Genomic DNA, 13,493 nt, shown 5'->3' with positions numbered 1-13,493 from the left:
AAGCGCCGGGCCTCAGTACTCCTCGCCGTACTCCTCGTCGCGCCGCCGGCCCTGGTCGCGGCCCCGCCACAGGACCACGCCGGCCACCAGCAGCACCGCGCCGGCGCCGCCCGCGAGCGGGCCCGCCCAGCCGGAGGCGGAGCCGGTGGCCGTGTCGGTGTCCGGGCCGGGGCCGAAGTACTCCTTCCCGTAGGACGCCGGGCGCAGGCTCCGGGGTTCGAGGCGGGCCGCGGCCTTCAGGGCCGCCGCGGGGTCGATCATGCCGAAGCCCCGTGAGTCGTCCCGGCCGCCGACCGGGGCGTCGCGGGCGGTGTCCTCCAGCAGTTTCTTCACCTGGGCCGGGGCCAGCCCCGGACGGGCCGCCTTGATCAGCGCCGCGGCGCCCGAGACGTAGGCCGCGGCGGCCGAGGTGCCCCAGCCCTCGTAGTACTTGTGGTCGGGGTCGGCGATCACGACGTTCACGCCGGGCGCGCTGACCGCCGCGTACCAGCGGCGGGTGGAGAAGGAGGCGCGGGTGCCGTAGCGGTCGACGGCGGTGGCCGCGATGACTCCCGGGTAGGCGGCCGGGTAGGAGACGTGGTCGCCCTTGGCGCCGCCGTTGCCCGCGGAGGCCACGACCACCACGCCCTTCCTCAGGGCGTACTGCACGGCCTCGTCCTCGCTGGGCTCCGGGTGGGCGGAGTCGGAGTCGTCGCCGAGGGAGAGGTTGATGACGTCGGCGCCGTGGTCGGCGGCCCAGCGGATGCCGTCGGCGAGGGCGTTGCCCCGGGTGGTGCGGGCCTTGCCGCGGGCGGAGTCGCCGTCCTCGAGGATGACCCGCACGGGGAGGATCTTCGCCTCGGGGGCGACGCCCATGACGCCGTCGGTGTGGCCGGCGCCGTGGCCGTGTCCGGCGATGATGCCGGCCATGGCGGTGCCGTGCCGGGCCCACTCGCGGTCTCCTGGGCCGGCGCCGAAACCGATCATGTCCTTGGCGGCCAGGACGTTGCCGGTGAGGTCCGGGTGTCCGGCGTCGACGCCGGTGTCCAGCACGGCGACGGTGACGCCCCGGCCCTTGGTGGTGTGCCATGCCTCGTCCAGGCGCAGGGCGGACAGGCTCCACTGCTGGGCGCGGATGCCGTCGGCGCGGGCGGCGGCGGACGGCAGCAGGACGAGGGAGCCGGCCAGCAGCAGGCTCACCGCGGCCCCGGTCCCGCTCAGGCGCCGGCCGCGGTGCGCGGGTCGCCTCATGAGGGGCTCGCCTTGGCCGGTCCGGCGGTCTGGCGCAGCCGGCGTTCGACGCGGTCGGCCAGGCCCTGCGCCTCCTGCCCGAGGCCGGCCTGGGCGGCCGCCGAGGCGGCGCCGGCCCGTACGGCGTCGGCGGCGGGCTGCGGCGAGTCGACGGTACGGCCGTCGGCCCAGCCGGAGACGGCGTAGGCGACGACCGGGGCGTCGGTGAGGACGGAGACGGTCCAGGCGGCGCGCTGCCCGTCGCCGAACAGGGCCGCGGCGGTGCCCTTGGCGGCGTACGGCCGGGGCATCAGGTCGGTGCGCCGGTCCAGGCGCTCGTCGCGGAAGCGGGCGGCGAGGGCGGACATGGCGGCGGGGTCGCCCTTGGTGAACATCAGGCCCACGGTGGTGACATGGCTCTGGGTGGCGTCGGTGTACGTGGCGCGCAGCAGCCTCCGGCAGCCGACCGGAGCGAGGACCTTGCGCAGCAGCGGGTCGAAGGCCTCGGCGCAGCCGCTGTCCGGGGCGACGGCGATCCGGGTCCAGGTCCGGTCGGCGCCGCCGGGGCCGGCGCCGGTGCCCTGCACGGTGGGCGGGAACAGCTTGTCCACGGGGACGCTGTGCCACAGCGCGCCGGCCGCGCTGAATCCGGTGCCTGCCTTCCCTTCGGCGCCGTCGCCGGTGAGCCAGCTCCCGGTCGCCGCACCGCCGACGAGGCCGAGACCGAGGACCAGGCAGGCCGCTGCGGCGGCCGCGCGGGGCCGCAGCCACGCCGGGGTCAGGGTCCGCGGCCGCTCACCGTACTCGGGCACCGCGAACGACACGACGGGCCGCCCGGCCCCATCGGCGCCCCACGACAGACCGGGGTCCGGCGACACCGGTCCGGGGCTCACGGGGTACGCCGGATCAGCGGGACTCCACGCGGCTCGCGCGTCCCGGGCGGCGGACCCGGAGTGCGGCGCGGACACCGACGAGGCTCCTGCCCCGGGGACCGTCGCGGGCCGGGGCGGGACGGCCGGGTGGGCGGGGGCGGGCGGCTGCGCTGGCGCCGGGTGGGCGGGGGCAGGCTGTGCGGACGGACGCGCGGAGGCGGACGGCTGCACTGACGCCGGGTGGGCGGGGGCAGGCTGTGCGGAGGCAGGCTGTGCAGACGGACGCGCGAAAGCGGGCGGCTGCTGTGAAACGGGGTCAGCAGGAAAGCGGGTGGGCGCGGGCGGTTGCGCTGAGGACGAGCGGGTGGGCGCGGGCGGCCGCTCGGGAGCGGAACCGCCGGGACCCGCCGTCGAGGCAGAGCCTGCGAGGCCCGTGGCGGCGGGCCCCGGGGAGGATCCGGAACGGCGCTGCTCGGGCGCCGGCGGGATCGGCCGACGCCGGACCGGCGTCTCCGACACGGCGGCGGGAGCACCGGGCCGCGTCGGCGCCGGGACGGCCGAACCGGAACGGCGCTGCTCGGGCGCCGACGCAACCGGCCGCAGCCGGGTCGTCGTCTCCGACAGGGCCCCGGCCGGGGGGCCCGGCCGGCGGGACGGCGGGGTGTCGGGGAAGCGGGCGGAGGCCGGCGGCGGAGGTGGGCCGGCCGGGTCGGTGGCGCCTGGCTGGGCGGCGCCGGGGAACACGGGGAGACGGGGCCCCTCGCCCCCGTCGGCTGCGCCGGACCACTCGCCGCGCCGTCGCGTCCGCGCCGTGTCCTGGCCGACCTGGTTCCGCGCGGCGCGCGGCGCGAAGACCGAGGGCTCGTCGTCGTCGGCGTCGTCACCCGACAGCTCAGCGGGCACAGCACCGGCGGGGACTCCTTCGGTCCGGCCCGGACCCGGCTGCCCCACGGCCCCGCGTGCGGCCCCCCGGCCACCGGCCGGGTCGCCCTGCGAAGCAGCGGGCGCGGCGGCGGCAGAACGCGGCGCGCCGTGTCCCCGCTCGGCGGTGGCTTCGGCGCCGTCCCCGGCCACCGCACCGTTCCGGCCGTACCCGGCCCACGCCTCACCACCCCGGCCACGCGGCGCAGCAACGGGAGCGGGCGACTGGCCCCCGGCCCCCGGCCCACGCCGGACGCCCGACTCGACCGCGCCCCCGGTCGCCGCACCATCCCCGCCCGCGACCCCGTACCCGGCCCACGCCTCACCACCCCGGCCACCCGGCGCAGCAACGGGGGCGGAGGTGGGGCCCGTCCGGCGGCTGTCCGCGGCGCCCGGCTCGGTGTTGTCGCCCGGCGAGGCGGGTGCCGGGTGGGGCCGCTGGGCCGGTGCGCCGTTGTCCCGGCCGGTGTCCGCACGGCCGGGGGCAGGGGCGCCCGCTCGGGCGCCCGGGGGCGGGGCGGCGGGGCGCGGCGGAATCGGGGCGCGGCGCGCTTCCGTGCTCATGCACCCCCCGTTTCCTCGTACCCGGGCCGTTGTCGTCAGCGGATCGCTGTGCTCTCGGCCGTGCCCGGTACGAAGCTCCGTCCGGGCACGCATACCCGTACGGCTGGACCGGCATCCCGGTTCAGGCGATCCGGCCGGGCGCGTTCCGCCGTCGTGCGCGTCACTCTACGGGTTCTCCCGGAGGGAACGGGCACCAGTCCACGAGCCCGGGGCATCTGCCCGTATCGTCCCCCTACCCTGCGGTAATCCTGTCTGGCAGGCTTCCGTCATGACTGCGCGCGCCGGCGACCGGGCCCGTTACGACCGGGCCACCGCCCATCTCGACGCCCCCCTCGCGATCGTGGACCTGGACGCGTTCGACGCGAACGCCGACGACCTCCGGCGCCGGGCCGGCGGCAAGCCGATCCGGGTGGCCAGCAAGTCCGTGCGCTGCCGTGCCCTGCTGGAACGGGTCCTGGCCAAGGACGGTTTCCAGGGCGTCATGTCGTTCACCCTCGCCGAGTCCCTGTGGCTGGCCCGCTCCGGTTTCGACGACGTCCTCCTGGCCTATCCGTCCGCCGACCGGGCGGGCTTCGCGGAGCTGGCCGCCGACCCCAAGCTCGCCGGCGCCGTCACCGTGATGGTGGACGACGTGGCCCAGCTCGACCTGATCGACGCGGCCCGCGACGGCGGACGCGAAGTGGTGCGTGTGTGCCTGGAGTTGGACACCTCGCTGCGGCTGCTGGGCGGCCGGGTGCGGATCGGCGCCCGGCGCTCGCCGCTGCACTCCCCCGCCCGACTCGCGGAACTGGCACGGTCGGTGGCGCGGCGGCCGGGCTTCCGGCTGGTCGGGATCATGGCGTACGAGGGCCATGTCGCCGGAGTAGGGGACGCGGTGGCCGGACGGCCGCTCCGTTCGCGGGCGATCCGGCTGATGCAGGCCGCGGCGCGGCGCGAACTGGCCGAGCGGCGCGCGGCGGTGGTCCGGGCGGTACGCGCCGTGGCGCCCGGCCTGGAGTTCGTCAACGGCGGTGGGACGGGCAGCGTGCAGCACACCGCCGCCGAGGACGCGGTCACCGAGATCGCGGCCGGTTCGGGGCTCTACGTGCCCCGGCTGTTCGACAACTACACGTCCTTCACCGGACGTCCGGCCGCCCTCTTCGCGCAGCCCGTCGTGCGGCGGCCCGGCGTGGGCGTCGTCACGGTGCTGGGCGGCGGCTATCCGGCCTCCGGCGCCGCCGGACCCGACCGGCTGCCGGTGCCTCATCTGCCGGAGGGGCTGGCGTACGACCCGCAGGAGGGCCCGGGCGAGGTGCAGACCCCGCTGCTCGGGCCGCCCGCCGACGACCTGCTGATCGGCGACAAGGTGTGGTTCCGGCACGCCAAGGCGGGCGAGCTGTGCGAGCGGTTCGACGTCCTGCACCTGATCGAGGGCGACGCGGTCACGGCCACCGTGCCCACCTATCGCGGCGAGGGCCACACCTTCCTGTGAACCGCCGGGGCGCGCACCCCAGGGCCCTGACCGGTGGCCGCCCCGGTGAGCCGCGGCCGCCGTCCGCTCAGGGGGTGCGGCCGGCCTGGTCCGGCACCACCGAGCCGTCGGGGCGCAGGAGCGGTCCCGGCGTGCCGTCCGGCGCGGTGTAGGCGGTGGCCGAGCACGGGTACGGCGCGGTACGGCGCGGCAGCGGGTCGATGAACATGGGGTTCACCAGCCAGCGCCCGTCGGCGTCGTCGTAGGCCCGGCACATCAGTTCCGGCTTGTCGCGGTCGATCACGAGGTGGGCGCCGGTGGCGTCGCCGACGAAGGTGACGTCGGTGTCGGCGTCGCCGGCCGCGAGGGCGGGCCGCCGCTGCCAGGGCTGCCGCTGCCAGGCGGCGGCGCCCCGCACGCCGTAGACCTCCTGGTTGATCCAGCAGCGCTTGCCGTCGATGTACGGGATCACCGCGCCCCGGGTCGCCGGGACGCCACCGCAGCCCTCGTTGCGGGTGGTGATCCGGCCCCGGCGGTCCAGGACCGGGCGGATGGCGATCGTGTGGGCCGCGTCCACGCCGACGCCCCTCGACCACACCTCGGTGATGGGCTCGGCGCCCGCCGAGACGACGTAGACCCGGAATCCGGCCCGGCGCAGGGTGCGGATGAGGTCGCGCTGCTGGGCGTAGTGGCGGACGTAGGCGGGGACGGTGCGGGTGCCGAGGGCGCGGGTCGCGCCGACCGGGGCGGCCAGGGCCTCGCGGCGGGCGGCGCGGGCGTAGGAGGCGAGTTCGGCGGGGGTGCGGCCGGCGAACAGCTGGGGGATCCAGGCGTACTGCGGCACGGTGCGCCGGTGGTTCCAGTGGCCCGCGAAGGCGGGGGCGCCGCTCATGGTGGTGGCGTTCTCGCGGATCTCGAGGATCTCGTCCGTGCAGCGGGGCTCGGCCGAGGTGCGCAGGGGCGCGCCGGCCCCGGTGCCGCAGGCGGCGGTCAGGGCCCGGTCGGCGGCCTCGGTCAGCCAGGCGCTGGTGTCCTTCCAGCGGGCGGGGCGCGGCAGGCGGTCGTGGCGCAACGCCCAGGAGAGGGTGGCGTCGGTGACGTCGTTCTTGGTGACGGTGTTGTCCCAGTCGAACGCGGCGACCGCGCCCGTGTGCCCGGAACAGGTGCCGCGGGCGTCGATGACGCGTTGCAGCCGGGCGCGGTTGTCACCGTGCCAGGAGGTGGTCAGCCGGGGGCAGTGGGGACGCGCCGCCGGCGCGGTGGGCGCGGCCGCCAGGGCGGCGGCCGCTGCCAGGGTCCACGCGAGAAGTTGTCGCATGTGCGCGGACCGTACACCTTTATCCCCTACAGGGGGGTGACGTACGCGCCCGAGATCCCGCCGTCCACCAGGAAGTCGGTGGCGTTGACGAAGGAGGAGTCGTCGCTGGCCAGGAAGGCGACGGCGGCGGCGATCTCCTCGGCGCGGGCGAACCGCCCGGCCGGGATGTGCACCAGGCGGCGCGCGGCCCGCTCCGGGTCCTTGGCGAACAGCTCCCGCAGCAGCGGGGTGTCGACCGGCCCCGGGCACAGGGCGTTGACCCTGATCCCCTCCCGGGCGAACTGCACGCCCAGCTCACGGGACATCGCGAGCACGCCGCCCTTCGAGGCGGTGTAGGAGATCTGCGAGGTGGCCGCTCCCATCCGGGCCACGAAGGACGCGGTGTTGATGATGGAGCCCCGGCCCTGCCGCCGCATGTAGGGGATGGCGGCCTTGCAGCACAGGTAGACGGAGGTGAGGTTGACCTCCTGGACGCGCTTCCAGGCCTCCAGGCCGGTGTCCAGGATGGAGTCGTCGTCGGGCGGCGAGATGCCGGCGTTGTTGAAGGCGATGTCGACGCTGCCGTAGGTGTCGTACGCCGCCGCGAACAGCGCCTCGACCTGTCCGGGGTCGGTGACGTCGGCCTCGACGAAGAGTCCGCCGGTCTCCTCGGCGGCGGCCTTGCCGGTCACCTCGTCGACGTCGCCGCAGACGACGTGGGCGCCTTCGGAGGCGAGCCTGCGGGCACTGGCGAGGCCGATGCCGCTGCCGGCTCCGGTGACGACGGCGGTGCGGCCGGCCAGGCGGCGGCAGACGGGTTCTGCGTTCACTGTGCGGGGCCCTCCGTGCTGATGAAGACGTTCTTGGTCTCGGTGAAGGCGGTCAGGGCGTCGGGGCCGAGTTCGCGGCCGAGTCCGGACTGCTTGAAGCCGCCGAACGGGGTCCAGTAGCGGACGCTGGAGTGGGAGTTGACGGACAGGTTGCCCGCGCGGACGGCCCGCGAGACGCGCAGCGCGCGGCCGACGTCCCGGGTCCACACGGAGCCGGACAGGCCGTAGGGGGTGTCGTTGGCGAGGCGGACCGCGTCCTCCTCGTCGGTGAACGGCAGCAGGACGGCGACCGGGCCGAAGATCTCCTCGCGGGCCGCCGGGGAGCCGGGCCGCTCGCCGGTGAGCACGGTCGGCGGGAACCAGAAGCCGGGGCCGTCGGGGGCGGCGCCGCGCAGGGCCGGCGCGTCGTCGGGGACGTAGGACCGTACGCGGTCGAGTTGCCGCCGGGAGATCAGCGGGCCCATCTGCGTCTTCTCGTCGGCCGGGTCGCCCACGACGACGGCGGCCAGCGCGCCGGCGAGGAGTTCACGGGCCTCCTCGTACACCGCATGCTGGACCAGGACGCGGGTGCGGGCGCAGCAGTCCTGGCCGGCGTTGTCCAGGAAGGAGAAGGGGTCGAGGGCGGCCTCCAGGTCGGCGTCGGCGAAGACGACGTTGGGGCTCTTGCCGCCGAGTTCCAGGGTGACCGGCTTGACCAGCCGGGCACAGCGCTCCATCACCTCGCGGCCGGTGCCCGTGGAGCCGGTGAACACGATCTTGGCGACGTCCGGGTGGTCCACCAGTGCGCGGCCTGCGGTGTGGCCGTGGCCGGGCAGCACCTGGAACAGGTCCTCCGGGAGCCCTGCTTCCAGGGCGAGTCCGGCGAGGCGGAGGGCGGTGAGCGGGGTGGTCTCGGCGGGCTTGAGGACGACGGCGTTGCCCGCGGCGAGCGCCGGGAAGGAACCCCAGGCGGCGATGGGCATGGGGAAGTTCCAGGGGGCGATCACCCCGATGACGCCGAGGGGTTCGTGGAAGGTGACGTTCCAGCCGCCGGGAGCGGGGATCTGGCTGCCGAGGACGCGCTCGGCGCCGCCGGCCGCGTACAGCAGCAGATCGCGGGCGTTGCCGGCCTCCCAGCGGGCGTTGCCGATGGTGTGCCCGGCCTCGCGGACCTCGAGCCGGGCCAGTTCCTCCAGGTGACCGTCGACGGTGTCGGCGAAGCGGCGCAGCAGCCGGGCGCGGTCGGCGGGCGGGAGCGCGGCCCACTTCGGCTGGACGAGGGCCGCCCGCGCGACGGCGGCGTCCACGTCCCGCGCGCCGGCGGCGGGGACGGTGGCGACGACCTCCTCGGTGGCGGGGTTGAGGACCTTCAGCTCGTGCGGGTCGGACACGTGAGGACCTTTCACAGGCGTTCGAAGGAGCGGCGCAGTTCCCAGTCGGTGACCGCGGCGTCGAAGGCGGCCAGTTCGACGCGGGCCATGTTCCGGTAGTGGGCCACCACCTCGTCGCCGAAGGCGGCCTTGGCGACGGGGCTGTTCTCCCAGAGTTCGGCGGCCTCGCGCAGGGTGGTGGGCACCTGCTCGTAGTCCGCGGTGTAGGCGTTGCCGGGGCAGGGCTCGGGCAGTTCGAGTCGCTGCTCGACGCCGTGCAGTCCGGCGGCGACCAGTCCGGCCACGGCGAGGTAGGGGTTGACGTCGCCGCCGGGCAGGCGGTTCTCGAAGCGCAGGGAGCGGCCGTGGCCGACGACGCGCAGCGCGCAGGTGCGGTTGTCGTGGCCCCAGGCGACGGCGGTGGGCGCGAAGGAGCCCGGCTGGAACCGCTTGTAGGAGTTGATGTTGGGGGCGTAGAGGAGGGAGAAGTCGCGCAGGGCCGCGAGCTGCCCGGCGAGGAAGTGCCGCATCACGTCGGACATCCCGTCGGGCCCCGCCATGGCGTTGGCGCCGTCGGGGCCGGCGAGTGAGAGGTGGATGTGGCACGAGTTGCCCTCGCGCTCGTTGTACTTGGCCATGAAGGTGATGGAGACGCCCTCCTGGGCGGCGATCTCCTTGGCGCCGGTCTTGTACAGGGCGTGCTGGTCGCAGGTGACGAGGGCCTCGTCGTAGCGGAAGGCGATCTCGTGCTGGCCGGGGTTGCACTCGCCCTTGGCGGACTCGACGGTCAGGCCGGCTCCGGCCATGTCGTTGCGCAGCCGGCGCAGCAGGGGCTCGACACGGCCGGTGCCGAGGATGGAGTAGTCGACGTTGTACTGGTTGGCCGGGGTCAGGCCCCGGTAGTCGGCGTCCCAGGCCTGCTCGTAGCTGTCCTTGAAGACGATGAACTCCAGCTCGGTGCCGGCCTGCGCGGTGTAGCCGAGCCCGGCGAGCCGCTCGAGCTGGCGGCGCAGGACCTGGCGGGGCGCGACGGCGACCGGGGAGCCGTCGCTCCAGGCGAGGTCGGCGACGAGCAGGGCGGTGCCGGGGTGCCAGGGGACGCGGCGCAGGGTGGCGAGGTCCGGGCGCATGGCGAAGTCGCCGTAGCCGCGGTCCCAGGAGGACATCGCGTAGCCGTCGACCGTGTTCATCTCGGTGTCGACCGCGAGCAGGTAGTTGCACCCCTCGGTGCCGTGGTGCAGGACCTCGTCGAGGAAGAAGCGGGCGGCGAACCGCTTGCCCTGCAGCCGCCCCTGCATGTCGGGGAAGGCCAGGACGACCGTGTCGATCTCACCGCCGGCGACGAGGGCGCGCAGTTCCTCGACGCTCAGCGGGGGTGTGCGGTCTGCCACGGAGATCCTCCTTCGGCTGTTCGGCGCTTTTTCGGCCGGACCGGGAGCCATAAGGTATTGCCGGGAACCATTGGCTGGGAAGGGGGCACGGCCGCATGCCGCGGGAAACGGACGCGCGGGGGGCGCACGAGAGGGCGGTGCGGGACCGGCTCGCTCCGGTGCTGCGGCCGGTACGGGCGGGCAACGGCTTCGAGGAGGCGCTGGAGCAGATCCTCCAGGTGGTGCGGCTAGGGCTGGTGCCGGGCGGCGAACGGCTGCCTGCCGAGAGGGAGCTGGCGGAACGGCTCGGCATCAGCCGGGTGACGCTGCGCGAGGTGCTGAAGGTGCTGCAGGACCAGGGCCTGGTGGAGTCGCGGCGCGGCCGCTACGGCGGGACGTTCGTGCTGCCGCGCACGGACGCGGGCGGCGAGGACGAGCTGCGGCGGCGGATCGCCGAGGTGGACATCGAGGACGTGCTGCGTTTCCGGGAGGTGCTGGAAGTGGGCGCTGCGGGGCTGTGCGCGGCGCACGGGCTGGCCCCGGAGCAGGCCGGGCGGCTGCGCGAGGCCCTGCGCCGCACCCATGAGGCGCCGCTCGCCGACTACCGGCGGCAGGACACGCTGCTGCACCTGGCGCTGGCCGGGCTGTGCGGTTCGCCGTCGCTGGCCGCCCGGTACGCGGCGGTCCGGGCGAGCGTCAACGACCTGCTGGACTGCATCCCGCTGCTGGTGCGCAACCTGGAGCACTCGCAGCGGCAGCACACCGCGCTGGTCGAGGCGGTGCTGGACGGGGACGCGGACGGGGCGCGGGAGATGATGCGCGAGCACTGCGCGGGCACGGCGGCGCTGCTGCGGGGGTTCCTGGCATGAGCGGCCGCCGGAAAGGTACGCGGACGAACCTTTGCACTTCGGGAAGGGCGGTGGAGACGTGCGGCCGCTGATCGGCGTGAGCACCTACCTGGAGCCGGGCGCGCGGTGGGGGGTGTGGGAGCTTGAGGCAGCGCTGCTGCCGGCCGCGTACCCGCGGCTGGTGCAGCGGGCCGGAGCGCTGGCCGCCATGCTGCCGCCGGACGAGCCCGCGCTGGCCGCCGCGGCGGTCGCCCGGCTGGACGGGCTGGTCGTCGCGGGCGGCCCGGACGTCGACCCGGCGCGCTACGGCGCCGAGCGGTCCCCCCGGACGGGGCCGCCCGCGCCGGAGCGGGACGCCTGGGAACTGGCCCTGATCGAGGCGGCGTTGGCGGCGGGGGTGCCCCTGCTGGGGATCTGCCGGGGCATGCAGCTGCTGAACGTCGCCCTCGGCGGCACGCTCGTGCAGCACCTCGACGGGCACGCGGAGCTGGTCGGCGTCTTCGGCGGACACGCGGTGAAGCCGGTGCCGGGCACCCTGTACGCCGGGATCGTCCCGGAGGAGCTGACCGTGCCGACGTACCACCACCAGGCGGTGGAGCGGCTCGGCGCGGGGCTGGTGCCGTCCGCCCACGCGCCGGACGGAACCGTGGAGGCGGTCGAACTGCCGCCGGAGGAGGGGTGGGCGCTCGGGGTGCAGTGGCATCCGGAGATGGGGGACGACACCCGGGTCATGCGGGCACTGGTACGGGCCGCCACGCCCTGAGACATCCCGCGCCCGTCCGCCGGGCGGGGGGCTGGGGCCTGTTGCGGGCCTACAGGGCCTGTCTGACGATTCCCACCGGGCCCGCGACGCCTGGCGGCGCCCCTCGCCGCGTCGTCGGGTACGCCCACGTACATCCAGTACGAGGGCGACGCTCCGCCTTGCGATGCCCGGCACCAGACCCCGCCGGCTGATCCGACGCGAATCGTCAGACAGGCCCTACCCCTTCGTCAGCGACAGCAGTTCGCGGGCCGGTCCGGTGGGCCGGTGCCCCGTCGGCCAGACCGCGCGCAGTTCACGGCGCAGGGCGACGCCCTCGACCGGTATGCGCACCAGACGCCGCATCGCCAGCTCCTCCCCCACCGCCAGCTCGCTGAGCACCGAAGGGCCGGCGCCACTCACCGCCGAGGCCTTCACCGCCGTGGTCGAGGACAGCTCGATCAGCGGCCGGGCCAGACCGCCCAGTGCCGTGTCCAGCACCTGGCGGGTGCCGGAGCCGCGTTCGCGCAGGATCAGCGGGGTGGCCGCCAGCTCCGACGGGGTGAGCGGGCGCCGGCGGCGGGCCCAGGGGTGGCCGGGCGCCGTGACGACGATCAGACGGTCCCGGGCGACCACCGCCGAGTCCAGGCCGGCCGGGATCGTCAGGCCCTCCACGAAGCCGAGGTCCGCCTCGCCGCCCAGCAGCAGTTCCGCGACCTTCGCCGAGTTGCCCGCGAGCAGGGACACCGCGGTGTCGGGCCGCTCGGCGTGCAGGGCGAGCAGCCAGCCCGGGAGCAGGTACTCGGCGATGGTCATACTCGCCGCGACCCGCAGCCGGGAGTCCCGCCGGTCGCGCAGCGCACGCGCGCCCGCGTCGAAGGCCGCCGCCGCCTCCACCACGCGCCGGGCCCAGTCGGTCACGAGGGCGCCCGCGTCCGTCAGCCGGGAACCGCGTGGCGAGCGGTCGACCAGGGCCACGCCGAGCTGCCGCTCCATGGAGCGCAGGCGGCTGCTGGCGGCCGGCTGCGTGATGCCGACCTCCCGCGCCGCCGCCCCCAGGCTGCCCAGCCGCGCCACGGCCAGCAGCAGCTCCAGCGCGCCGAGATCGGGCACCCGGTGCGCCAGCGAGCCGCCGGCCGGGCCGTCGTCCGTCGCGTTCCGCTCGCTCATAAGACCAGCTTATGCCCGGCGCTCGCCTGCACTCCCGGGCCGGCCCGGACCGGCGACCGGAGTGCGCGTCCAAGCCCCCTGCGCCGGCCACCGAGCCGCCCGGCGAGCGTCACGGGGCCAGCGGCCGGCACGGGATCGGCGACCGTCACGGGATTGGCGCCCGTCACGGGCCGGGGCCCTGCAGGACCGGCGACCGTCGCGACACCGGCGACCGTCAACAGGGCCGGCGACGGACACGGGCCAGGGTCGTAGCTGGACCGGCGACCGTCACCGCGCCAGAGGCCGCCCCGCCGACGGCCGCCACGAAGCCTGCGACCGTCACTGGGCCAGGGGCCGTGGCACGACCGGCGACCGTCACGACACCCCCCACCGCCCCGGACCGGCGACCGCCACGAGGCCAGAGGCCGCCGCGAGACCAGCGACTGCCGCAGCACCGACGGCCGCCACCAAGCCTGCAACCGTCACCGCGCCAGAGGGCGCCCGGAAACCGGCGGCTGTCACTGGGCCAGAGGCCGTGGCACGACCGGCGACCGTCACGACACCCCCCACCGCCACGGGACCGGCGACCGCCACGGGACCAGGGGCCGTCGCGAGACCGGTGGTCGTCACGGAGCCGGCGACCGCCACGGGATCCGTGACCGCTGTCCGCGGCCGAGGCGGGGCCGAGCAGCGGCGGGCCGCTCGAACGGCACCCGTAGGCCCTGCCGTAGGCCGGCCGACCGCGTGACCGGCGGGCGCGGGGGGGGGGGGGGGGGGGGCCGGTCCGGGCCCCCCCCCCGGCCCCCCGGGGGGGGGCCCCCCCCCCCCCCCCCGGGGGGCGGGGGAGTTGCGGGGCGTACCCGGTCAGGTGGCGCCCGCGGACCAGCGCGCCGGG

The 13,493-nt window shown here is 76.1% G+C and carries 10 protein-coding genes; 3 read left to right on the top strand and 7 right to left on the bottom strand.

The features are described from left to right. Positions 1–12: 12 nt before the first annotated feature. Together mycP and ACFQ9Z_RS27255 are read right to left on the bottom strand one after the other, a co-directional pair. Positions 13–1,230 (bottom strand): type VII secretion-associated serine protease mycosin, encoded by a 1,218-nt coding sequence (gene mycP, locus ACFQ9Z_RS27260; RefSeq protein ID WP_383024002.1) that lies wholly within the window; start codon positions 1,228–1,230, stop codon positions 13–15. Further along, complete coding sequence (locus ACFQ9Z_RS27255; protein WP_383023997.1) at positions 1,227–2,033, bottom strand: hypothetical protein; 807 nt, start codon at positions 2,031–2,033, stop codon at positions 1,227–1,229. The genes mycP and ACFQ9Z_RS27255 overlap by 4 nt, the downstream gene beginning before the upstream one ends. Before the next feature lie 1,801 nt (positions 2,034–3,834). Between ACFQ9Z_RS27255 and ACFQ9Z_RS27250 the strand changes: the two genes are divergently transcribed. After that, on the top strand, positions 3,835–5,037 hold the full coding sequence (locus ACFQ9Z_RS27250; RefSeq protein WP_383023994.1) for an amino acid deaminase/aldolase: 1,203 nt from the start codon (positions 3,835–3,837) through the stop codon (positions 5,035–5,037). A gap of 67 nt (positions 5,038–5,104) precedes the next feature. Here ACFQ9Z_RS27250 and ACFQ9Z_RS27245 read toward each other — a convergent pair whose 3' ends face one another. Genes ACFQ9Z_RS27245 through ACFQ9Z_RS27230 form a run of 4 tightly spaced genes read right to left on the bottom strand, consistent with a single transcriptional unit; the run spans position 5,105 to position 9,883 of the window. Beyond that, positions 5,105–6,334, bottom strand: a complete 1,230-nt coding sequence (locus ACFQ9Z_RS27245; protein WP_383023991.1) for a haloacid dehalogenase-like hydrolase — start codon at positions 6,332–6,334, stop codon at positions 5,105–5,107. 26 nt (positions 6,335–6,360) lie between these two features. Further along, the gene (locus ACFQ9Z_RS27240) at positions 6,361–7,143 is read right to left on the bottom strand and encodes a 3-oxoacyl-ACP reductase (RefSeq protein ID WP_383023988.1); all 783 of its coding nucleotides are present in this window, start codon (positions 7,141–7,143) and stop codon (positions 6,361–6,363) included. Further along, entirely contained in the window at positions 7,140–8,513 is a 1,374-nt protein-coding gene (locus ACFQ9Z_RS27235; protein WP_383023985.1) for an aldehyde dehydrogenase family protein, read from the bottom strand. The genes ACFQ9Z_RS27240 and ACFQ9Z_RS27235 overlap by 4 nt, the downstream gene beginning before the upstream one ends. 11 nt (positions 8,514–8,524) lie before the next feature. Further along, positions 8,525–9,883, bottom strand: a complete 1,359-nt coding sequence (locus ACFQ9Z_RS27230) for a glutamine synthetase family protein (protein ID WP_383023982.1) — start codon at positions 9,881–9,883, stop codon at positions 8,525–8,527. Positions 9,884–9,978: 95 nt separating this feature from the next. On the opposite strand from ACFQ9Z_RS27230, the gene ACFQ9Z_RS27225 reads away from it, so the two are divergent. Both ACFQ9Z_RS27225 and ACFQ9Z_RS27220 read left to right on the top strand, forming a co-directional pair. Continuing rightward, positions 9,979–10,731 (top strand): FadR/GntR family transcriptional regulator, encoded by a 753-nt coding sequence (locus tag ACFQ9Z_RS27225; RefSeq protein ID WP_383023978.1) that lies wholly within the window; start codon positions 9,979–9,981, stop codon positions 10,729–10,731. Between the two features lie 67 nt (positions 10,732–10,798). Then, positions 10,799–11,473 carry a gamma-glutamyl-gamma-aminobutyrate hydrolase family protein gene (locus ACFQ9Z_RS27220; protein WP_383024790.1) on the top strand — a complete coding sequence of 225 codons (675 nt, stop codon included), beginning with the start codon at positions 10,799–10,801 and terminating at the stop codon, positions 11,471–11,473. A 216-nt stretch (positions 11,474–11,689) separates the two neighbouring features. Here ACFQ9Z_RS27220 and ACFQ9Z_RS27215 read toward each other — a convergent pair whose 3' ends face one another. Next, positions 11,690–12,619: a LysR family transcriptional regulator gene (locus tag ACFQ9Z_RS27215; protein WP_383023973.1), complete on the bottom strand. Its 930-nt coding sequence runs from the start codon at positions 12,617–12,619 to the stop codon at positions 11,690–11,692. Between the last annotated feature and the right edge of the window lie 874 nt (positions 12,620–13,493).

Origin of the sequence: Streptomyces sp. NPDC056580, assembly GCF_042793175.1 — a bacterium.
Classification (GTDB): domain Bacteria; phylum Actinomycetota; class Actinomycetes; order Streptomycetales; family Streptomycetaceae; genus Streptomyces.
Note: the sequence above shows the minus strand (reverse complement) of the source record. Positions and strands in the feature narration are given on the sequence as shown.

Excerpts from the sequence above, each read along its gene's own strand:
- ACFQ9Z_RS27225 (WP_383023978.1), top strand. The coding sequence starts at position 9,979 with ATGCCGCGGGAAACGGACGCGCGGGGGGCGCACGAGAGGGCGGTGCGG.
- ACFQ9Z_RS27215 (WP_383023973.1), bottom strand. The coding sequence starts at position 12,619 with ATGAGCGAGCGGAACGCGACGGACGACGGCCCGGCCGGCGGCTCGCTG.
- ACFQ9Z_RS27250 (WP_383023994.1), top strand. The coding sequence starts at position 3,835 with ATGACTGCGCGCGCCGGCGACCGGGCCCGTTACGACCGGGCCACCGCC.
- mycP (WP_383024002.1), bottom strand. The coding sequence starts at position 1,230 with ATGAGGCGACCCGCGCACCGCGGCCGGCGCCTGAGCGGGACCGGGGCC.
- ACFQ9Z_RS27245 (WP_383023991.1), bottom strand. The coding sequence starts at position 6,334 with ATGCGACAACTTCTCGCGTGGACCCTGGCAGCGGCCGCCGCCCTGGCG.